The organism is Psychrobacter sp. SC65A.3 (assembly GCF_025642195.1).
Classification (GTDB): Bacteria; Pseudomonadota; Gammaproteobacteria; order Pseudomonadales; family Moraxellaceae; genus Psychrobacter; species Psychrobacter cryohalolentis.
In genome coordinates, this window is sequence record NZ_CP106752.1 from 1,693,774 (window position 1) to 1,714,549 (window position 20,776).

15 protein-coding genes are annotated in these 20,776 nt (G+C 42.5%); 10 read left to right on the plus strand and 5 right to left on the minus strand.

The window, feature by feature from the left end:
- Positions 1–38 precede the first annotated feature (38 nt).
- Together nrdB and yfaE are read left to right on the plus strand one after the other, a co-directional pair.
- A complete protein-coding gene (gene nrdB / locus OEG80_RS07170; RefSeq protein WP_020443319.1) occupies positions 39–1,172 on the plus strand; it encodes a class Ia ribonucleoside-diphosphate reductase subunit beta in 1,134 nt (377 codons plus the stop codon).
- Positions 1,173–1,369: 197 nt separating this feature from the next.
- The gene (gene yfaE / locus OEG80_RS07175; RefSeq protein WP_011513453.1) at positions 1,370–1,636 is read left to right on the plus strand and encodes a class I ribonucleotide reductase maintenance protein YfaE; all 267 of its coding nucleotides are present in this window, start codon (positions 1,370–1,372) and stop codon (positions 1,634–1,636) included.
- A 124-nt stretch (positions 1,637–1,760) separates the two neighbouring features.
- Here the strand turns inward: yfaE and OEG80_RS07180 are convergent, their stop codons facing one another.
- Positions 1,761–3,089, minus strand: a complete 1,329-nt coding sequence (locus OEG80_RS07180; RefSeq protein WP_149492686.1) for a S1C family serine protease — start codon at positions 3,087–3,089, stop codon at positions 1,761–1,763.
- Between the two features lie 259 nt (positions 3,090–3,348).
- Here OEG80_RS07180 and OEG80_RS07185 point away from each other — a divergent pair, with 259 nt between their 5' ends.
- Both OEG80_RS07185 and OEG80_RS07190 read left to right on the plus strand, forming a co-directional pair.
- Complete coding sequence (locus OEG80_RS07185; protein ID WP_263240095.1) at positions 3,349–4,167, plus strand: Nif3-like dinuclear metal center hexameric protein; 819 nt, start codon at positions 3,349–3,351, stop codon at positions 4,165–4,167.
- A 984-nt stretch (positions 4,168–5,151) separates the two neighbouring features.
- Entirely contained in the window at positions 5,152–6,360 is a 1,209-nt protein-coding gene (locus tag OEG80_RS07190; RefSeq protein ID WP_263240097.1) for a transglycosylase SLT domain-containing protein, read from the plus strand.
- A gap of 92 nt (positions 6,361–6,452) precedes the next feature.
- Here OEG80_RS07190 and OEG80_RS07195 read toward each other — a convergent pair whose 3' ends face one another.
- From OEG80_RS07195 to OEG80_RS07205, 3 genes are all read right to left on the minus strand, one after another.
- Positions 6,453–9,521 carry a LysM peptidoglycan-binding domain-containing protein gene (locus OEG80_RS07195; protein WP_263240099.1) on the minus strand — a complete coding sequence of 1,023 codons (3,069 nt, stop codon included), beginning with the start codon at positions 9,519–9,521 and terminating at the stop codon, positions 6,453–6,455.
- A gap of 175 nt (positions 9,522–9,696) precedes the next feature.
- Positions 9,697–10,191, minus strand: coding sequence for a hypothetical protein (locus OEG80_RS07200; RefSeq protein WP_011513448.1), 495 nt, complete (start codon positions 10,189–10,191; stop codon positions 9,697–9,699).
- A gap of 389 nt (positions 10,192–10,580) precedes the next feature.
- Positions 10,581–11,855: a hemolysin family protein gene (locus tag OEG80_RS07205; protein WP_263242481.1), complete on the minus strand. Its 1,275-nt coding sequence runs from the start codon at positions 11,853–11,855 to the stop codon at positions 10,581–10,583.
- A gap of 502 nt (positions 11,856–12,357) precedes the next feature.
- On the opposite strand from OEG80_RS07205, the gene yajC reads away from it, so the two are divergent.
- From yajC to OEG80_RS07235, 6 genes are all read left to right on the plus strand, one after another.
- Positions 12,358–12,684: a preprotein translocase subunit YajC gene (yajC, locus tag OEG80_RS07210; protein WP_011513446.1), complete on the plus strand. Its 327-nt coding sequence runs from the start codon at positions 12,358–12,360 to the stop codon at positions 12,682–12,684.
- Between the two features lie 305 nt (positions 12,685–12,989).
- A complete protein-coding gene (gene secD / locus OEG80_RS07215) occupies positions 12,990–14,867 on the plus strand; it encodes a protein translocase subunit SecD (RefSeq protein WP_263240100.1) in 1,878 nt (625 codons plus the stop codon).
- Positions 14,868–14,876: 9 nt separating this feature from the next.
- Positions 14,877–16,121, plus strand: a complete 1,245-nt coding sequence (gene secF, locus OEG80_RS07220) for a protein translocase subunit SecF (RefSeq protein ID WP_263240102.1) — start codon at positions 14,877–14,879, stop codon at positions 16,119–16,121.
- Between the two features lie 207 nt (positions 16,122–16,328).
- A complete protein-coding gene (locus OEG80_RS07225) occupies positions 16,329–17,747 on the plus strand; it encodes an MATE family efflux transporter (protein WP_149408475.1) in 1,419 nt (472 codons plus the stop codon).
- 74 nt (positions 17,748–17,821) lie between these two features.
- Positions 17,822–18,553 (plus strand): AzlC family ABC transporter permease, encoded by a 732-nt coding sequence (locus OEG80_RS07230; RefSeq protein ID WP_149408477.1) that lies wholly within the window; start codon positions 17,822–17,824, stop codon positions 18,551–18,553.
- Positions 18,543–18,902 (plus strand): AzlD domain-containing protein, encoded by a 360-nt coding sequence (locus OEG80_RS07235; protein ID WP_149408479.1) that lies wholly within the window; start codon positions 18,543–18,545, stop codon positions 18,900–18,902. The genes OEG80_RS07230 and OEG80_RS07235 overlap by 11 nt, the downstream gene beginning before the upstream one ends.
- A 111-nt stretch (positions 18,903–19,013) precedes the next feature.
- Here the strand turns inward: OEG80_RS07235 and purF are convergent, their stop codons facing one another.
- Positions 19,014–20,549 (minus strand): amidophosphoribosyltransferase, encoded by a 1,536-nt coding sequence (purF, locus tag OEG80_RS07240; RefSeq protein ID WP_020443308.1) that lies wholly within the window; start codon positions 20,547–20,549, stop codon positions 19,014–19,016.
- Positions 20,550–20,776: the final 227 nt, after the last annotated feature.

Below are 20,776 nucleotides of genomic sequence, written 5' to 3' on the forward strand. Positions count from 1 at the left end.
TATAACTTAATAACCATATCAATGATAAAGGCAGTCCCATGACTTATTCGATTTTTTCCCAAACGCCAAACAATGCGCTAACAGAGCCGATGTTTTTTGGTAATCCGGTCAACGTGGCGCGTTACGACCAACAAAAGCACCCTATCTTTGAGCAGTTGATCGAAAAGCAGTTGTCGTTCTTTTGGCGTCCAGAAGAAGTCGATGTATCACGTGATCGTATGGATTATGGCAATCTGTCGTCACATGAGCAGCATATCTTTATCAGCAACCTAAAGTATCAAACGCTGCTCGACTCTATCCAAGGTCGTAGCCCAAACGTCGTGCTACTGCCACTGGTATCGATTCCTGAGCTTGAGACATGGATTGAAACGTGGACGTTTTCTGAGACCATTCACTCACGCAGCTATACCCATATCATTCGTAATATTATCAACGACCCTGCTATCGTCTTTGATGACATCATGCAAAACGAGCACATCCTAGGGCGCGCGGCGGACATCGCTAAGTATTATGATGATTTGTATTACAGCTCATCGCTATATAACCTATATGGTGCAGGCACGCATACGATCAATGGTAAGCAAATTACCATCGATTTAAAATCACTGAAAAAGCAGCTTTATTTGTGCTTGATGGCAGTCAATGTTCTAGAAGCCATTCGCTTTTATGTGTCATTTGCTTGCTCGTTTGCCTTTGCTGAGCGCAAGCTAATGGAAGGTAATGCTAAGATTATTAAATTAATCGCTCGTGATGAGGCGCTACATTTAACGGGTACTCAGCATATCCTTAACCTCATGCGCATCGGTCGTGATGATCCAGAGATGGTCGATATTGCCAAAGAATGCTATGAAGAAAGCATCGAGATCTTCCGAAAAGCGGCTGAGCAAGAAAAAGAATGGGCAGGATATCTGTTCAAAGACGGTTCAATGATTGGGCTGAATAAAGACATTCTGTGCCAATATATCGAATACATCACCAATTTACGTATGGAAGCGGTTGGCTTACCAGTCGCATTCCCGAACTCTAAATCAAATCCGATTCCGTGGATTAACACGTGGTTGTCGTCTGACAACGTACAAGTTGCCCCGCAAGAAACAGAGATTAGCTCGTACTTGGTCGGTCAGATTGATTCAGACTTATCAGACAGCGATTTTGATGATTTTGAGTTGTAGAAGATAGTTTTTCAAGATTGAGCTTTTAATATAGTCGATTCATCATAGAATAAGTGTAGTGCTGCTGGGATAAGTTTTGCGCAGCCTCTGTCTGCGTAGGCAAAGCAAGCAAGTAAAATTTATCCCAGTAGCACGTTATAATAATTGTACTTATTTTATTTAGGATTGACCATATTATAAAAAGATAGGATAAAACTATGACTTGGGTAATGACGAGTAAGAAGCAATTTTACTTGCATGATGACGAAAGCTTGCTTGATGGATTGCTACGCACCGGACATGATATCAATTATCAATGTAAGGAAGGCTATTGTGGCAGCTGCCGCATCAAGCGTATCGCCAGCTCACACGTTATTGATTATCCTTTTGAGCCGCTTGCTATGATTGAAAAAGATGAAATCCTACCCTGCTGCTGTAGAGTACAAGGCGTGATTTATGTCAATCATGAGCTGATAGAAAAGTAGCTGCTAAATCAATAAATTACTAACCATTCGATCAATCAAAACTTATTAAAAAAGCGCGCTATCTTATAGATAGCGCGCTTTTTGTTATTGCTCTTAGAGATCAGAGAATCGGTAAACACTCTCTTTACAAAGGTGCACCATCTCTTTCGAACAGTAATAAAAGCTCTTCACGCATGCGGTCACGTTCAGCCTCTGACATCATAGGGACATTTTGTTCTGGCGCTTGTAGCGTTGGTGGCTGCGCACCGCCAAGCGTCTCATCTTGAATCACAACGGGCACGGTGACTGGCTCTTCAACTGGACGCTCCTCTAGCAATATCTTCACTTGCGCATTTTTACCTTGACGTAAGATTTGCGCATGCAGCGTGGTATTAGGTGCTTTACGAGCGACATACTGAATCAAGGTATTGGCATCAGTCATCTCAACCCCATCAATGGTCAAAACAATATCGCCAACTTTTAGACCGCTCTTAGCAGCTGGACTCTTAGGAACCACGTTAAGCACTTCTACGCCTGTTGATGATTCGAGCTGTGTGGGATCTCTCAGCTGTGATTGTATCTCAATACCCAGCCAACCACGACTGACCTTGCCATCTTTGATTAGAGCATTCATCACTTGCTCAACGATAGCGGTGGGAATAGCAAATCCAATACCCATAGAGCCACCAGAACGTGAGTAGATGGCAGTATTAATACCAATCAGCTCACCACGTGCATCAACCAATGCGCCGCCCGAGTTACCGGGATTGATAGCCGCATCAGTTTGAATAAAGTCTTCAAACTTATTGACGCCAAGACCTGTACGTCCCGTCGCTGAAATAATACCTTGGGTAACGGTTTGACCGACGCCAAAGGGATTACCGATCGCTAATGCTACATCGCCTACCAGCGTTGGTTTTTCACGAAAGCCCAACGGTGTAAGCCCAGTCATATCGACTTTAATCACTGCCAAATCACTATCTGGGTCTGTGCCAATTAATTTTGCACGGCTTTTGCGACCATCATTAAACGCAACAGTAATTTCATCGGCTTTTTCGATCACATGCGCATTGGTGACGATATAACCATCATCCGACACGATAACGCCTGAACCTAGGTTGGTATTGCCTTGCTCTTCTGACGGTGCGCCATGATATTCAAAAAACCGGCGCAACACTGGATCGTTCATATAAGGATGTTCTGCCATCGTCTGCGTGGTATAGATATTGACCACAGACTGGGAGGCTCGAGCCACACCATTATGATAAGAGGCGATAGGCGTTGGTGAGTCCGATACCGGCTCGGAAGCTTGCTGCTCAGCAGGTGTGGTCTTTGGCGGCTCCCATTTTGCCTCCGATGCTGTCTTCATACTCGCAAATAACCAAATAAAGGCGGCTGTGACCAATAGCAGTAAAATCCAAGGTAACCACCTTAAGAGACCAGCCTTGTTCTTGGCATTCGGGGATGACGACATATAAAAACCTCTATAATTTCACATGGACAATCGGTATTAAGCCATATCAGGCGTACGCCTTGATATAAGGCACTTTCACATGTGTAAATTATAGCTGTCCTCATAATACAATGGTAGCGCATCGTGTACCGTTTCAGTTATTGGGCTTGTCTATTCTTTTGCCGCATCATGTTAAAATGGTGATTACGAGAAATAATTCATTATTTATAAATACTTGAGCTACTGCAATTATTAATTGAAATTTTTATAAGGGAATACTATGAGCACGCACGATGTCTTAATCACATCATCAAATACTATCATTACTGCACAATCCCTAACTAAATTTTGCGATGATTACTTATCAGCGACTGCGTTCAAAGATTATGCACCGAATGGTTTACAAGTAGATGGCGGGCGGGCTATTCAGCGTATTGTTACTGGTGTGACTGCCTGTGAAGCATTGATTGATGCCGCCATTGCAGATAATGCTGATGCAATCATGGTACATCATGGCTATTTTTGGAAAGGTGAACCTGCCCCATTGACTGGTATGAAAGGTCAGCGTATTCGCAAGCTTATGCAGCATGGTATCTCCTTAATCGGCTATCACCTACCACTCGATGCCCACCCTGTCATCGGTAACAATGCTACATTGGCGGCGGCGTTAGACATGACCATCATCGAGGCACTTAAGCCGACTGAGACACATCCGGTTGGTAATATTGCTACTTGTATACCGCAGACGGCTCAAAGCCTTATCGCTCAAATTACTCAAGCATTGGGGCGCATGCCATTACATATTGCTGCTGATTATAATATCAATACTAATACCAGTAATAAGTTAATTGAACGGATTGGTATCTGTACGGGCGGCGCACAAGATATGATTGAGCAAGCATCATTAATGGGCTGTGATGCGTTTATTTCTGGTGAAATATCAGAACGTACGACTCATATTGCCCGTGAGCTTGGCATTGATTATTTTGCTTGCGGACATCATGCAACAGAACGCGGCGGCATTGAAGCTTTAGGTAGGATTGTTGCTCAACAGTTTGACTTACCAGTGACATTTATCGATATCGATAATCCTGCTTAAGCAGCAGAAACTTATTTTTCTCCTAAAAAAGACAGGTAAGCAGATTTTTGCTTACCTGCCTTTTTTATTTTGGCCAGTAACAGAACGAACTTATATTCACTAAATCGAAATTATGCGACAGAAAACAGGCTAAATTATTACCGTCTATAGTGCTATTGTTAAGTTTTATCGCAATTTTCTTAACCACACTTGAATAATCAGATGAATATCTGCATATTACTATCTGTAGAAAGAATGTCTTGTCATGAGACTCCCCATTATTACAGCTTCCGGTTATGGCACTAAAATGATGATTGAGGTCTAAAATCCTATTATTTTTACTTTTTTAATAGGGATATAAACAGCGATCAATACAATATCACCTCGGCTTATATATTCTTGAGTAAGATGATATTTTCTATTTTAATGTCGCAATAGCGGTACAGCAAACTACCTGATGGTTTTTTAACCATTGGCTTTTATTGATCAGTCTTATTTATCAGACAGATTAACTTGCTTGTCTTTATTGCTGGATAAACGGTATGAGTGACCATTTACTCTTAACATAGTCAGAGTATTTAATTATTCATACCAGCGTAACAACTCTGAGCATATCCTGCTCACGCCACGTTTTTCCAATAATTTATTCATGACCTTACCGATGTTTTAAAGTGTCTTTTAAATAATGTCTTTTAAATAGTTCCAATCATAGCCAAGTCTATCATTGATGAAGGAATCATCTGATTTAGCGCCTTTGCGGTGTTTTGCAGCCTTTTTTAGCAATCAGGTATTAAAGTGCTTTTTTATGCTCTTACACCCCTTGCTATAAGGTTGCCAGCTGAGACTGTACGGCTATATTTAAACGAGATGTTATGAGATTTATATGCTCAATAAGTATGTAAATTTTATAGTATTTAAAATGCACTGCTATTTATGCTGCTGATATTGGCATAAATGAGCACGTATTTTTATGGTAAGTAGGATGGCTAAAATTAGGAGACATCCATGCAGCGAATTACTTATCGTGCGAAAGCATCTGCGCGAGGGGCTAAACGCCGTATCTCATATATATTGCGTCCATCTAAACGCTTGCTAAACACCGAAAGTAACATCGTTCCAGCTGTTGCATCTATCAAAGTGACTCGTTTCGCCAAAACCAAGAAATTGGCGCAAATCTCAAGCATCGCCCTACTCTCACTCCCTGCTGAGAGTCTGACGACCATGAATAACCAAGTACCAGCTTATGACCATGTTATGCTGGAGAAGACCTTAACCATCGCTGCTGTTCCAGGCGATAGCACTTATTTTGCGACCGATGGCTTCCAACATGGATTTGGTTACGACTTAGTGCGTAACTATGCTGATGAGCTTGGGGTAAAAGTCACTCTCAAAGCTTATGCTGATGAGGAAGCTGCGCTAAGAGCGTTACAGTCAGGCGATGCGGATATGGCATTGACCACGGCCAGCACCCAATTAAAAAGCCAGCTGAATTTATCTTCTATTAATGTCAGCTGTGGTTATGATGCCAGTTTGACCAAAAATGGCTTGCATCCTAAAGTAAGCTGGACGTTTAATTCTGCCAATGATCCATTGTCACAAAAAGCCAGCTATTTTTTATGTGATAGCATCAAGCTTGATAATACTCAAAAGCTAGCCGCCTTTTATAATCAAGACTTATTAAAAGATGCCTATAGTCAAGACCATTTCAAGACCACACTGACAGAAAAGCTGCCTGATTATCAGTCTTCGTTTGAAGAACAAGCGCGCAACTACAATCATGATTGGGAGCTTTTGGTTGCCATGGGTTATCAAGAGTCGCACTTGGATGCCAATGCCGTCTCTCCGACCGGAGTACGCGGCATTATGATGCTGACTAATAATACGGCAAAGGCAATGGGCGTCTCAGACCGTGTTGACCCTTACCAAAGTATCGGCGGCGGTGCTCGTTACTTGGAGCAGATGAAAACGGATTTTGCCGATGTGCCAAAAACGGATCGTATTTGGTTTGCGCTTGCGGCTTATAATATGGGACCAAATGCCGTTAAAGGTATTCAGCGTAAATTGAGTGCCAAAGGTATCGATGATAAAAGTTGGGCAAATATATATGCCTATCTGTCTGATAATAAAGCGTCAAATAGCCGCTATGGTCAAGCCATGCATTATGTGAGCAATATCAGAAGCTATCTTGAAACAATAAAAACTGCCACGGTTTAATCAGATATTGATAATTGATACTGCCATAAAAAAAGCTGCTCTTTGATAAGAGCAGCTTTTTTATTAACAACATTTATTCAAACATGCACAGATTAGCGATTAGGCACCGTTAAGCGTTGACCGCGTTGCAGCATGGTATCGACTGCAATGTTATTCATATCCGCAAGCTCTTTGGTTGAAACGTCGTATTTACGTGCCAAACCAATCAAGCTGTCTCCTGAGCCAACCGTATAGCTGACCGTCACTTTCGGCACTTTGATGGTCTGACCACGTTGTAATTGAGCTTTAGTCGAAATATCATTGGTAGCAGCTAAGTCTTCAACTGAAACACCGAAGCGGCGTGCTAAAGCAATGAGTCCATCGCCAGACTGCACCTTATAGCTTTCTGTGTTGCCGAGCTTTTTGCCGCTATTACTGGTAGATGGCGCGCTACCAGCCTTACTGGTCGTCTCTGTGCTCACCGAACTACTGCTCTTGCTACTGGCAGCAGCATTCTCACTAGTACTCACGCTACCTTTAGCAGGAATGGTAATCGTGCGACCTAAGATCAAGTTAGAATTGGTCTTGAGATTGTTAGCTGCTGCCAAGTCACCCAAGCCAATATTGTAACGCTGGGCAACACCCGTCAAAGTATCGCCTGATTTTACCTTGTAGCTGACTGCCTCATCGTTTAGCTGACGATCAACCAATTCTTTTGATACAGGAACTTTAATCGTTTGTCCACGTTGTAAACGCGCCTTAGCATCAAAGTTACTATTTACGGCAGCAATATCTTCTGCGCTGACCCCAACACTATTAGCAATACCAATCAAGGTATCCCCTGATTTTACTTTATAATTGCTAGTTGGTGCTGAGCTTGAACTGCTGGCTTTGGTTGTGGTGTTATTGCTACTAGCAGTGCTCTGTGTAGCAGTAGGCGCACTGTTAGAAGTAAAGTCTACACTAGCAGGTACTTTTAAGGTCTGACCGACGTATAATGAATCTGTCGTACCAATATCATTAAGACTGGCCAATGTCTCAGTCGTTATATTAAATTGGCGTGCAAGTGCAATCAAGCCATCACCCGCTTTTACTTTATAGTTTTTGGTCGCAGTCGATGACTTCTTCGGTTTAGTAGATGGCGCGGCAGGAGTGCTGACTGGCGCTGTTACTTTGCCTGGGATAAGCCATAGTTTCTGACCTCTTAATAAGTCTGCACGGCTGCTCAAATTATTATAACTTGCTAACTGCGTCACTGATAAACCAAAGCGATTGGCAGTACCTATAAGCGTATCGCCACCTTGTACCACATAACTTTCAGGCTGGCTCGCGACAGTGCTGCTGGTAGTGCTCAATGGCTCGATAGTTTTGGCATTATATAGATACAAAGTACTACCAGAGAGTAGCTTGGCACTGGCATCCATCTGATTCCATTCGGCAATATCGCGCCAGCTCACACCAGAGCGACTGGCAATATTAGCCAAAGTATCACCGCGTTTGACCGTATAAGTGGTACGTGTGCCTTGTGGTTTTGGCTTACTAACTGAGGTTTTTGGGAAGCTCAGTTTCTTTTCTTGTCCCGTGGCTTCTAAGACGGACTGCTGCGTCTGCACGGCAGATAAATTGATATTACCATCGGCGTTAATGACATTGGTTTCAGGCGTATTAATACGAATTTGATTGGCAATAAAATCACGCTCCGCTTTACTTAGCGGCGGCTCTTGAATGATGGTATTGTTTTGAGTGATTTGCGCTGATGTGGTTGGTAAGCTGTTACTACTTTTCAGCTCAGCGTTGATTTTTTTGGTTTCTGCTGAGGTTAAAGGTGGCTCTGTACGCACTGAGGCACTGCTGCTATAAACTGAGCTGCTGGTCGTTGATGACGATGGCGGAATATAGCTGGTGGTTTGCTGCGGGACGCTTGCACTGGCAGCATAGTCAGCAAGACCCTTGCCAGTACCCGGTAATGATGAGCTAGTAGTATATGGCTTATTATTATAGCTTGGCGTTGTTGACCCAGAGTAGCTTGGCGTAGTCGTCGTAACAGCATTGCTAGAGGCGAGAATATTACTACTGCCATTACCCCTCAAAGCGCTCAGCTTCACATCAGTGGTCAGACTGACATCATTAGGAATAATAATACGCTGCGGACCTGATGAATCGATACGTGCTGAGGTTAACGCCGTATTTAATCTTTCTAATTCATCGTAGCTAACACCCGTGACTTGCGATACTTCGGCTAAGCTTACGCCATAGTTGACAGGCACACTACGGAAATGCTGACGGTTAGCAATAGCCGGTAAATAGACACCATATTTTTCAGGTTTGGCAACGATTTCGGCAACTGCCAAAAAGCGTGGTACATAATTCATGGTTTCAGTCGGTAATCTGAGTGACCAATAGTCGGTAGGTAAACCTTGAGCTCTATTGGCATCAATGGCTTTTTGCACACGACCAGGACCGGCATTATAAGCGGCTAATGCCAGCTCCCAACTACCAAACTGATTGTGCAATGCCGTCAGAAAATCATAAGCGGCACGTGTTGACTCAATCACATCACGGCGACCATCATATGTACTGCTTTGATTTAGACCATAAATACGTCCCGTACTCGGAATAAACTGCCATAAACCTGCTGCTGCCGCACTACTGGTGCCACTTGGATCGTAGGAGCTCTCAATCACAGGCAGCAAAGCCAGCTCGGTTGGGATATTGCGACGCTCTGCCTCTCTTACTGTGTGATAAATATAGCGACTGGCACGCGCTGTTAAACGGTTTAGATAATCCTGTCTACTGGTAAACCAGCCTTTTTGTGCTTCAATACGCTGATTATAAACCGGCTGTCCACCGTTCATCCGATACCCAGCACGCAGGCGATTCCACAAGTCACCATATTGTTGAATAGCAAGCTTGTTGCCCTCAACCATAGTCATATCGGTGGCTTCCAATAAATCAGCAAGCTCATCTAAGCTTTCAGCATCCAAAAATGCAGTCGAATAATCTGCATTTCCCGTTGGCTGAACTTGCGTGGTAGGACGCTTAGTAACCACAGCTGTGCTGCCAGTCGCACCCGTCTTTTTCACCACTGATGTATTACTACACGCACTGATAAGAAGAGTTGACACCGCAAGCGTCAATGGTAAAGCTATAAATGAGCGATAGTTCGATGACACAGTAGACATGATAATGGAAGTTTCCTAACAACGAGAAGTGATGAAATAAAGTTGATTGACAGTATAGTACGCAATATCGAATAAAGACCAGCTCAATATAAAAGATAATTCACAAAAATTAATATGCCCTATCATTGATGGCTAAAGGTTCTGCTCATTAGCTGACTTTATTATTGAACGAAGACTAATTAATCGTAACTTGGGATACAGCACGCAGAAGTATGGCGTCACCAGTAGACAAAGCCAGTGTCACTCTTGAAGTGGTAACAAAGGAGACCTTTTGACCATCTTTGACCCAGCTTTCATTGGTAGTTACATTGGCTTTTGCCTGTTCACCTGAAATTACAATGTTATCAACATTGATGTCATAGCGATAGTTTGAGGTATTGCCCCAACTATTTTGCAGCAGTTTTAAATAAGCCTCTTTATCCAAACTGGTAGACTTGCCTTTTCTTGACAATGAAATCAATGCCTCATCAGAAACCAAACGCGCCACCTGATTAATATTTCGATTATTAGCGGCAGACTTCATAGCAGTTGCGTAGTTTTGTACCAAGGCTTCAGTCATGGTTGCTGCTTGCGCAGTGATAGTTATGGTGCTGACAGCAGCAACGATTGCCGCCAAGCTGGCACCTTTTATCAATAGAGCCAATAGCCCTTTTCCCCATAGTTGTTTCATGATATTCCTTAATGGTGGCTTTATAATCATTACTATTGAACGACAATGAAATAGCTACGATTTAATTATAGAATGCTACTTATATCCAATAAATCTTATACCCTGAACTTTTAACTACTGACGAACTAGTATCTTCAATCGATGCAGTGATTAACGAGTATTTCTATTGATAGGCACTTCTAACAAGTGCTTTTATATTAGATTTCTAGCAGCCTCTTATTAGGATACTTTTAGCCTATCACTTAATTCTCACAGCCATGTGACACCCTGTGTAATTATTGCGACTACCTCAGCAAAGTATGCTTTTTGAATAAATGAGCTATCTTATAAAAAGCATACGATAAATTATCAGTAGTTTACGCAATAAAAACTGATTAAATTTTTACTGCTTACTGCTTACTCTCAGCCGTATAGTCTTCATAATGCTCATCATCGCTCAGCTTCATACCCAAGCGCTCGACACGTCTGTCCATCATTTGCCGTGCCAATGCTTGCATGTCTTCAACTCGATCTATCTCATCGACAATCTCAAGACCTAAGAGAGTTTCGAACACATCTTCTAGAGTAACTAAACCTTTGACTTCCCCGTATTCACCAACCGTAATGGCAATATGTATACGGTTTTTCAGCATCAGCTCAAGCAAATCAAACAATTTCATCTTTGAAAAAACAAAAGTAATGTCGCGTTTAAACTGCGTCAATGGTCTATCGACAGCATGATTCACCTTTGCTAATAGCATGTCCGTCTTCAACACAAAACCCGTGATATTGTCCAAATCGCCATCATAAATTGGCAATCTTGAGAATGTCAGCTTTGGGCGATCAACCAATAATTCTGCAACGGTTTTATTTTCTTCAAACGCCAGCATCACTGAACGCGGTGTCATTATATCTTCGACTTTAATAGCGCCAAATGCCAGTAGGTTACGGATGATACGTGACTCTAATGGGTCGATTTGTCCTGCTTCTTCACCAATACTGGCAAGCGCGGCAAACTCACGACGGCTAAACGCCTGCGGCTCTTTACCGCGTACAAGCAGCTTGGTGAACTTCTCTGATATCCAAATAAGTGGATACAGCAGCAATATAATACCGCGGACAAAATAAGCAACAACGCCACCTAGTTGTCGCCAGTATATTGTTCCGAGCGTTTTTGGCATGATTTCCGACAAAAACAAAATCGCCAATGTCATGATTGCAGAAAACAGACCAAACCAGGCACTACCAAATACAATCGTTGCCTGCGCACCAGCACCGATAGAGCCTAAGGTATGCGCCACTGTATTTAGTGTCAAGATAGCTGCCAAAGACTGATCGATATTATCAACCTTTAAGCTTTTTAGCATATTTGCTTTTTTTGGATTGGTTTCTTGAATGTCAGCAATATATGACGGGGTCATACTGAGCAATGCAGCCTCTGCCAACGAACAGATAAATGAGATACCAATCGCTACTACCACAAATAAGATGAGCAGTAGTATGCTACTGGCACTTGGGTCTGCCAAAGCTTCAGCCGCCCAAACCGTTTGCGGCAGTAACGTTATCCCGAATAATACCAACAATGATTTGATACTCAAGCGAGTATCGCCGCGCATCGTCGGGGGAGGTTTGGCAGAGGCGTCTTTACGACAAGCACGCGAACGATGTAAACGAGGTACAGACATAAAAGAGGTGAACAAGTTAGGTAACCTAAACAAAGAAGTAAAAGGAAGTCACAATATATCATGAGCAGAGGCAAGCAGATAGAAAATATTATCTGATATGGTTTGGATCTTTGATATATAAATGAGCACATATCGCTCAGCACAATGGCTTAAATCTTACTGTAAAAACTGGCGACTATTTGCTTTCGATAGTAGCATTGATGCGCTTATTTCACAATAAATCGCTATATATTTCAATAATCACGACACATTTGCGAATGAGAGAAATACGGGTTTCGCTTGATGACATGTTAACTATTTACTATTGGGCTTGTTTTATAAGTCAATGGATTCTATATAATGTAGACAGCTTAAAAAGTCAGATAGGCAAAGTAATGCGCTATCAACATGCCTTTAGCTTAAGAAAAACATATCCAGCTTATGATTAACAGTTACCAAGTCTGGTATTTTTTGCTACTATGCGTCTAAATTAATTATTATCTATAACTTGTCGAGAGAAACTATGTTGTTATTTATCCAAGCCGCTCACGCTGCTGAAACTGCCGGTGCGGCATCACTGTTCGGTCAAATCTTATTACCAGTTGCTTTTTTTGCTATTTTTTACTTTTTGGTGATTCGTCCACAATCAAAACGTACTAAAGAGCATCGCGCTATGGTAAGTGCTTTGACAGTCGGCAGTGAAATCATATTTGCTGGTGGTTTGATGGGTCGTATCAAACATTTGGAAGGCGATTATGCAGTGGTAAGCTTAAATAATAATACAGATATCAAAGTACAACGTGCTTCTGTTATTTCAGTATTGCCAGCTGGTACTATCGAAAGCGTTTAAACGTCATTGACATCTTTGATAATTGATATATGTGATCGTTAAAATTAATCAGCACGATAATGACTGGCTATTACTGTATCAGTATCAATTAACAGTTGTAATGATTATAAAATGACCGTACATTATTTACGGTCATTTTTGGCTTTATCGTTTTATGCTTTATTATCATCGCGGATGATTACAGTGGTGCACTATCATGGCTTCTATGGCAGCTAAATAAGCACCTCACCATTGTTATCGCTAACTTCCCATCTGCTAACTTGTGGCCTGCGTCGCCAGTAGTTTATCAACCTAAAGAAGTGATTATGCAATATCCCGCTTGGAAATACCTACTCATCACCGTCGTACTTATCATTGCCGGTCTATACGCTGCTCCTAACTTATATCCTGACGAACCTGCTGTACAGATTACCAGTGCTGCAGCAGGCACACAGTTGTCTAATGGCATTTTAACGCAGTCACAAGACTTGTTAAAAGAAGCTGGCTTGAACTACCATGATGGTACGTTCAAAGGTAACAGCGCATTGGTACGTCTTGACAATCCAGTCGATCAGCTCAAAGCTCAGGAAGTATTGAGAAAAAACTTGGGTGAGAACTATGTGGTCGCACTGAACTTAGCGCAGACAACGCCGCAGTGGTTGCGTGATATCGGCGCAAAGCCCATGAAACTTGGTCTTGATTTGCGTGGCGGCGTTCGTTTCGTCTTAGAAGTTGATATGGATAAGGCGCTCGAACAACGTCTGACCAGTGCCAGTCGCGATATTCGACGAGATCTAAGAGCTGAGCGCATTGCTGTTAAAGGTATTAAAAACGACAAGCGTAGCGTGGTATTGCATTTTTCCGATACAGACACTCGTAACCGTGCCCAAAACGTTTTGCAAAGCTCAATGGGTAACACCTTTGCCCTGCAATCTTCTATTGATGAGCAAGGCCCTGCCCTGATTTTGGCGTATAACGATGCAACGCTTGATGAAATCAACAGCTATGCGGTCAATCAAAACTTGACTACCCTACGCAATCGTATTGCTGAGCTTGGGGTAACAGAAGCCTTGGTACAATCACAAGGCGCTAGCCGTATCGTCGTTGAGCTACCAGGTGTACAAGATACCGCTGAGGCAAAGCGCGTCCTTGGTCGTACGGCCAATCTTGAATTCCGTATGGTCGCTGAAGGTGCCGAAAACTATACAGGCGGTATTCCACCTGCCGGTACTGAAGCGTTCCCATTTGAAACCCTTGATGGTCCGCCAGTATTATTGGAGCGCCAAGCGATTGTCACTGGTGATAAAGTTACTAATGCTCAAACCGGTATTGATGAAAGTGGCTCACCTGAGGTTAGTATTACCTTAGACAGTGCTGGTGGTAAGCTGATGCAGAATGCTACCCGTACAGCGGTTGGCAAACAAATGGCAGTATTGTTTATTGAAAATAAACAGCGCATCGCTTATGAAGAAGACCCAGCGACTGGCGAAACGACTGAAGTTCGGACGCCATATGCTGAAACAAAAGTCATTAACCGTGCAAATATCCAAGCAGTCCTTGGCTCATCATTCCGTATTACCGGTCTTGATAGTAGCGCTGAAGCCGCTGAGCTTGCATTGTTACTACGCTCAGGCGCGTTAGCAGCACCGATGTATTTTGTTGAAGAGCGTACCATTGGTCCATCACTGGGCCAGGAAAATATCGATAAAGGCTTATTCTCTACGCAGGTTGGTTACTTACTAGTCTTTGCATTTATGATTATCTTCTATCGTCTGTTTGGTGTGATTGCCAATATTGCTCTAGCAGTTAACGTTATTATTATTATCTCTATTATGTCCATTTTAGGCTCATCACTGACGCTACCTGGTATCGCTGGTATCGTATTGACCATTGGTATGGCTGTCGATGCTAACGTTCTAATTTTTGAGCGTATTCGCGAGGAGATAGCTAATGGAGTGAGACCGAAATCAGCTATCGTGGCAGGTTTTGATCGCGCCTATAGTAGTATTTTCGATGCCAATATCACAACCTTACTGGTCGCCTTTATCTTATTTGCAATTGGTACAGGTCCGATTAAAGGCTTTGCGATTACTTTAGCCATTGGTATTGTCAGCTCGCTATTTACGGCTATTTTGGTAACCCGTGCACTGATACAAATTGCTTATGGTAAGCGTAAATCTATCAAACGTCTGAGCATCGGTTAGGAGAAAACTATGGCAATCGATAATAACAATCCTCTAGAAAAACAGAACAATCCTGAACCGAATGGCTTAAATAATGAAGCAACTACGCGTCGCCGTAAAAAGCCGCGCCGTGATGGCAAAGGCAGCAATACCCAAACCAATAACGCCACTGCTAAAAAATCAGCTAATAAAAATCCGCGTAGTGGCAAAAGCGCTGATAAAGATAGCCAGGTGCTCGCGCCTGCTGCTATCGATCCTAACTTAGCATTGGGTGACGCTGCTGACGATGCAGCTGCCTATGCCGAAGGCGGTATCAAAGCCGTTGGTGATCAGCGTATCATTCCTTTTATGAAGATAGAAAAGCCAATGGGCATTTTATCAATCATTTTGGTGATTGGTAGTATCATTGCAATTGCGGTCAATGGCTTAAACCTTGGTCTTGATTTTACCGGTGGCGTGTCAGCAGATGTGCGCTATGAGCAATCTGTCGAGCAAGGTGATGTGGTTACTGCGTTGGCAGATAATGGCTTTGATGATGCAGTCGTGCAGTACCTAGGCACCTCGCAAGAGCTGCTAATACGTTTGCCGCCTCAATCTGATAACATCGATGGTCTTAACACCAGCTTGAGCGAAGCATTAGCGCTACCTAATAACGATGTTGAAATCAGCAACGTGAATATTATCGGTAGTCAAGTGGGTAATGAGGTTTACTTAAGCTCAGTCATGTCAATTGTGCTTGCACTAGCGTGTATGCTGGGATATGTTGCCCTGCGCTTCCAGTTCAAACTGGCACTTGGCGCAGTATTGTCCTTGTTCCATGATGCTATCGTGACCATCGGTGTCTTTGCCTTATTTGGCTTCCCATTCGATCTAACAGTACTAGCAGCCATCTTGGCATTGATTGGTTATTCATTGAACGATACCATCGTTGTCTATGACCGTATCCGTGAAAATTTCCGCCGTGTCCGCGGTATCAGTCCGCGTCAAACGATTGATCTGTCATTAACAGAGACACTACGCCGTACGATTATGACCATTTCAACCGTGCTATTAGTGGTATTAGCAATGCTGTTTTTGGGCGGTGATGGCTTATTCTGGTTCTCAGCGGCACTGTTTATTGGTTTACTTGCTGGTACTTATTCCTCTACCTATATTGCAAGCTCGATTCCTCTAGCGATGGGTCTGTCACGTGATGACTTTATCGTCAAAGTAAAACCTGAGTTTGAAGAAGAAATCGTGACTTTCAATGATCCAAAGATGTTTGAACAAGATTGATAATGGCACCCCTGCTCACTTGGTAAATTCTCTATTAAGTGAGTAGATAAGCGTGATCATGAAAAAAGCACCTAGACTCTAGGTGCTTTTGTTTATGTATAATGGTCAAAATCAAATCAATACCTAAAAATTTTAGCGCTGCTATAAGTTATTATCCTTAGCACTACCTATGAGCATTCTTAATCTGCCTATCTAAGCGATTGCCTTATGTCATCTATCCTACCGCCACGTCCTATGCCGCCTATTGATACTCGCTATGCACGTATTATCGCTATTGCATTGCCAGTATTATTGGCAAATCTTGCAATGCCACTACAAAGCGTCATTGATACAGCGATTATTGGCAATATGAATGATACGGCAAAACTTGCTGGTATCGGGCTTGCAGTACAACTGCTATCACTATTGCTCGTCAGTTTTAACTTTTTGCAATATGCTTCATCTGGACTTTCGGCACAGGCGCTAGGACAGCTGGCTAATAAAAATACCGCTCATAACGATACTCTAAAGAATAATCCTAGTCAGCAATCACCGCTGTTGTCCATCTTGCAACGCGCTTTGGTTTTGGCATTTATGATTGGTGCAGTTTTACTACTGGTAAAACCTTGGCTCATTGATTTTGGTCTACAAGCGCTTGCCGCCAATCCTGATAGCGGCGATGCAGCAAAGACCTATTTAGATGTGCGCTTTTGGGGTGTGATTGCTGAGCTAATGAACTTTGCTTTTATTGGCTGGTTTGCAGGTCAAGGCAAGACCCGTTATATGCTATATCAACAAGGTTTTATCGCCATAATTAATATCATTCTGACACTATTTTTTGTCTTTGCAATGGATATGGGCTTGGTCGGTGTTGCATTGGGTACAGCGATTGCCTTCTGGCTGGGCGTAGTATTGGCATTATGGTTAAGTCGTCTACATTTGAAAATCTCTTGGCAGGCGTTATTTACTGCTGATCCGCAGCATTTTAATAAAGATAAGATGCTTAGGCTATTTTCATTAAATAAAGATATTTTTATTCGTACGCTTATTTTAACATTAAGCTTTGCTTGGATTACTCGACTCTCTGCTCAAAGCGGTGACGTCATACTCGCTGCCAATGCTATTTTATTACAAGTATTAAGCATCTCAGCCTTTGCCCTTGACGGGGTGGCAGTCTCTGCTGAGACGTTAAGTGGACAAGTAGCGGGTCGACGAGATTGGTCGCGCTTTCGCATTATTGTGAAGCGTACCGGCATCGTGAGCTATGGTCTTGCTATCCTGCTAAGTGCGATATGGTGGCTTGCCATGCCCACATATTTACAGTTTATGACCAATATCGAACCGGTCTTTACGCTCGCTTACGACTATCATTTATATGCTGTCCTGTTACCACTTGTCGGGGTTGGTGCTTACTGGTTAGACGGAATATTTTTTGGTTTAACAGCAGGTAGCATTATTCGCAATGCAGCCCTTATATTAGCGGCTATCTTTTTCCCATTGAGTTGGTTGCTTTATCAGCAGTGGGCTATGACGGGCATCTGGCTCAGCGTATGGTGTTTATTGTTGCTAAGAATGTTGATACTTGCTGGATTTCTATACCGTGCTCATCAAACTGGCAGCTATGAAAAACTCCAACTTGACCATTGAACGATCAGCATTACACTATTAAGCTCCTTTTAAAATTTAATAATAAACAACAATGGTAAAAACTAGGATGTGACGTGAATACTCAATCAAATGAGATCAATCAAACTCAGGTACAGGGCTATGACTGGGCAGAAGGCTTTAAAAAAAGCTTACCAGTCGCCATGGGTTATTTGCCAGCGGGCATCGCCTTTGGTGTGCTTGCGCAAGTTGCCGGTATACCAGTATGGGCAACGATTATGCTCAGCGTAGTGTTATATGCGGGCGCCGCTCAATATGCCTGCCTACCAATGTTAAGTGCTGGATTACCGATTGGCAATATCGCAACCAATATTGCTGCTATTAACTTGCGTCATGTTTTTTATGGCATGCCATTATTACAATATCTCCCAAAAAATAAAATAGCCAAGACCTATTGCTTGTTTGCTCTAACTGACGAAACTTTTTCGGTGATGACCAGTTTGCCGAATGAATCACGACAAGCGTTGATAGTGCCCATAAGCTTATTCAATCAAAGCTGGTGGGTATTAGCTGGTGCGATTGGTGTAATGATTGGTAGTGCACTGAGTGATTTGGTGCCACATTTAGACTTTGCCTTGGTGTGTCTGTTTGCGATTTTAGCTTATGAGCAATTCCAAAGTATCAAACGCTATTTCCCTATTATTATTGCTGTCATTGCTTTAGTTATCGCCTCGTTTTTTACCAGTAACTGGTTATTATTGGTAGCGATTACGATTTGTATGCTTATGATTTTAGTCCGTGGAGTTTGGGTGCAGCGCAGTGTGCAAGGAGGCAGTAATGAGCAGTAGTTATCTGATTTTTGCAACGTTCGCGATGGCAGCAGTGACTTTTATTACCCGCGCTCTACCCGCTTTAATACCCAAAAAGCTACTGGATACGCCTTGGCTGCATCGATTAAATGAAAGTTTACCGCTGTCTGTAATGGTATTACTAATCTTAACCAGCTTGTCTTATCAAGGTTTGTCACAAAGTACCGGTATCAATAGTGCGGAGATGCATTTAATAATGGCACAAATTGGCGCTTTATTATTGGTATTGTTTGTCTATCATATTAGCCGTCAATTACTGGTCAGCATGGTGGTCGGTATCACTGCGATTAATGGCTTTTTATGGTTGTTTAATGCTTTTTTAATCTAAAGAATCACTCTTAAAACTATATATTTTGACAATAAATTTAATAGCAAAAAGGCTGAATTCATTGAGAATCCAGCCTTTTTTTACTTACTTTATTTTAAGATATAAAGAAGCTTAAAGTTCTTCTACACCCATCATATCTACTGGCGTATCAGCGACTATTTGTACCCCTTTTTTACCCTTTTTAGCAGTGTCGTTACGCTGCTCTTGCAGATGCTCAAGATACGCTTCATTGATTTGACCAGTGATGTAGCAGCCATTAAATACGGCACAATCAAAACCTTCAACTTTACTATGCTTAGTATCTTTGACCGCTTCAATCAAATCGTCCAAATCTTGGAAAATTAAGCGGTCAGCACCGATGATATCACGCACTTCTTCAACGCTATGTCCTGACGCGATAAGTTCGCTACGCACTGGCATATCAATACCATAGACATTTGGATACTTAACCGGTGGCGCTGCACTGGCAAAGAATACCTTGCGCGCGCCTGCATCGCGTGCCATTTGGATAATCTCATGGCAGGTTGTACCGCGGACGATTGAATCATCAACCAAAAGGACATTTTTACCTTTAAACTCAAGTGGCACTGCACTTAGCTTTTGACGCACTGACTTTTTGCGCTGCTGCTGACCTGGCATGATAAAAGTACGACCAATATAGCGGTTTTTCATAAACCCTTCACGGTACTTGATATTCATCTTTAGCGCTAGCTCCATCGCTGAGGTACGCGAGGTATCAGGGATAGGAATGACCACATCGATATCATGATCTTCACCCCATTCAGCAAGGATTTTATCGGCCAGTTTTTCACCCATACGTAGGCGTGATTTATAAACGGAGATATTGTCCATAATAGAATCTGGACGGGCAAAATACACATATTCAAAGATACAAGGTGTATATTCTTTTTGCTCAACGCACTGATGCGTATGCAATTTATGGTCCAAATCAATAAATATAGCTTCGCCTGGCTTAACATCACGAACAATACTAAAACCTGAACCGGTCAGAGCAACCGATTCTGATGCCACCATATATTCTGTGCCGCCATTAGCTGCCATGCGCTTACCAAAGATAAGCGGACGAATGCCGTTTGGATCACGAAATGCTAGCAAACCATGACCAGTAATCAAAGCAACTACGCCATAAGCGCCTTCAACACGGCCATAAACCGCTGTCACTGCTTCAAAGATGTCAGCAGGCGTTGGATGAGTTTTGCCTAGATTTTGCATTTCATGTGCCAACACATTGAGCAAAACCTCAGAATCTGAGTCGGTATTTAGATGACGACGATCTTCTTGATAAAGCGACTTCGCCAAGCTCTCAGCATTGGTCAAGTTACCATTATGTGCCAGCGTGATACCGTAAGGCGAGTTGACATAAAAAGGCTGCGCTTCAGCACTGCTTGACGTTCCAGCAGTTGGATAACGCACATGACCGATACCGAATTTACCGACCAGCTTTAACATATGGCGATTCATAAAAACGTCACGTACCATGCCGTTTTCTTTGCGTAAATATAAACGTCCATCCTGTAAAGTCACAATACCTGCCGCATCTTGCCCACGGTGCTGCAACATGGTTAAGGCATCATACAAAATTTGGTTGACCGGCTCATGAGCTGCGACCCCAACGACTCCACACATAGTTGTATCCTATTTTGAATTTGAACCACACATTAAAAACACAATAACGGCATTACTACTGATAAAATCGCTTTAGTTTGTGACCTATCATATGCCGCCAAGCTGATGATGTTTGCTAAGATTAAAATCTTTTTAAGAAGAGAGTGATCTATGACACAAACGGTTGTTGATTAAGCATTGATAATTGATGGATGGTATTTTACGAATATTAGATGCGGTTGAATAGC

What these genes read in the sequence shown, in the direction of transcription:
- OEG80_RS07205 (WP_263242481.1), bottom strand. Translation starts at nt 11,855, where the DNA reads ATGTCTGTACCTCGTTTACATCGTTCGCGTGCTTGTCGTAAAGACGCC.
- OEG80_RS07235 (WP_149408479.1), top strand. Translation starts at nt 18,543, where the DNA reads ATGAGCAGTAGTTATCTGATTTTTGCAACGTTCGCGATGGCAGCAGTG.
- yfaE (WP_011513453.1), top strand. Translation starts at nt 1,370, where the DNA reads ATGACTTGGGTAATGACGAGTAAGAAGCAATTTTACTTGCATGATGAC.
- OEG80_RS07180 (WP_149492686.1), bottom strand. Translation starts at nt 3,089, where the DNA reads ATGTCGTCATCCCCGAATGCCAAGAACAAGGCTGGTCTCTTAAGGTGG.
- OEG80_RS07190 (WP_263240097.1), top strand. Translation starts at nt 5,152, where the DNA reads ATGCAGCGAATTACTTATCGTGCGAAAGCATCTGCGCGAGGGGCTAAA.
- OEG80_RS07185 (WP_263240095.1), top strand. Translation starts at nt 3,349, where the DNA reads ATGAGCACGCACGATGTCTTAATCACATCATCAAATACTATCATTACT.
- OEG80_RS07200 (WP_011513448.1), bottom strand. Translation starts at nt 10,191, where the DNA reads ATGAAACAACTATGGGGAAAAGGGCTATTGGCTCTATTGATAAAAGGT.
- yajC (WP_011513446.1), top strand. Translation starts at nt 12,358, where the DNA reads ATGTTGTTATTTATCCAAGCCGCTCACGCTGCTGAAACTGCCGGTGCG.
- secF (WP_263240102.1), top strand. Translation starts at nt 14,877, where the DNA reads ATGGCAATCGATAATAACAATCCTCTAGAAAAACAGAACAATCCTGAA.
- OEG80_RS07225 (WP_149408475.1), top strand. Translation starts at nt 16,329, where the DNA reads ATGTCATCTATCCTACCGCCACGTCCTATGCCGCCTATTGATACTCGC.
- secD (WP_263240100.1), top strand. Translation starts at nt 12,990, where the DNA reads ATGCAATATCCCGCTTGGAAATACCTACTCATCACCGTCGTACTTATC.
- OEG80_RS07195 (WP_263240099.1), bottom strand. Translation starts at nt 9,521, where the DNA reads ATGTCTACTGTGTCATCGAACTATCGCTCATTTATAGCTTTACCATTG.
- nrdB (WP_020443319.1), top strand. Translation starts at nt 39, where the DNA reads ATGACTTATTCGATTTTTTCCCAAACGCCAAACAATGCGCTAACAGAG.
- purF (WP_020443308.1), bottom strand. Translation starts at nt 20,549, where the DNA reads ATGTGTGGAGTCGTTGGGGTCGCAGCTCATGAGCCGGTCAACCAAATT.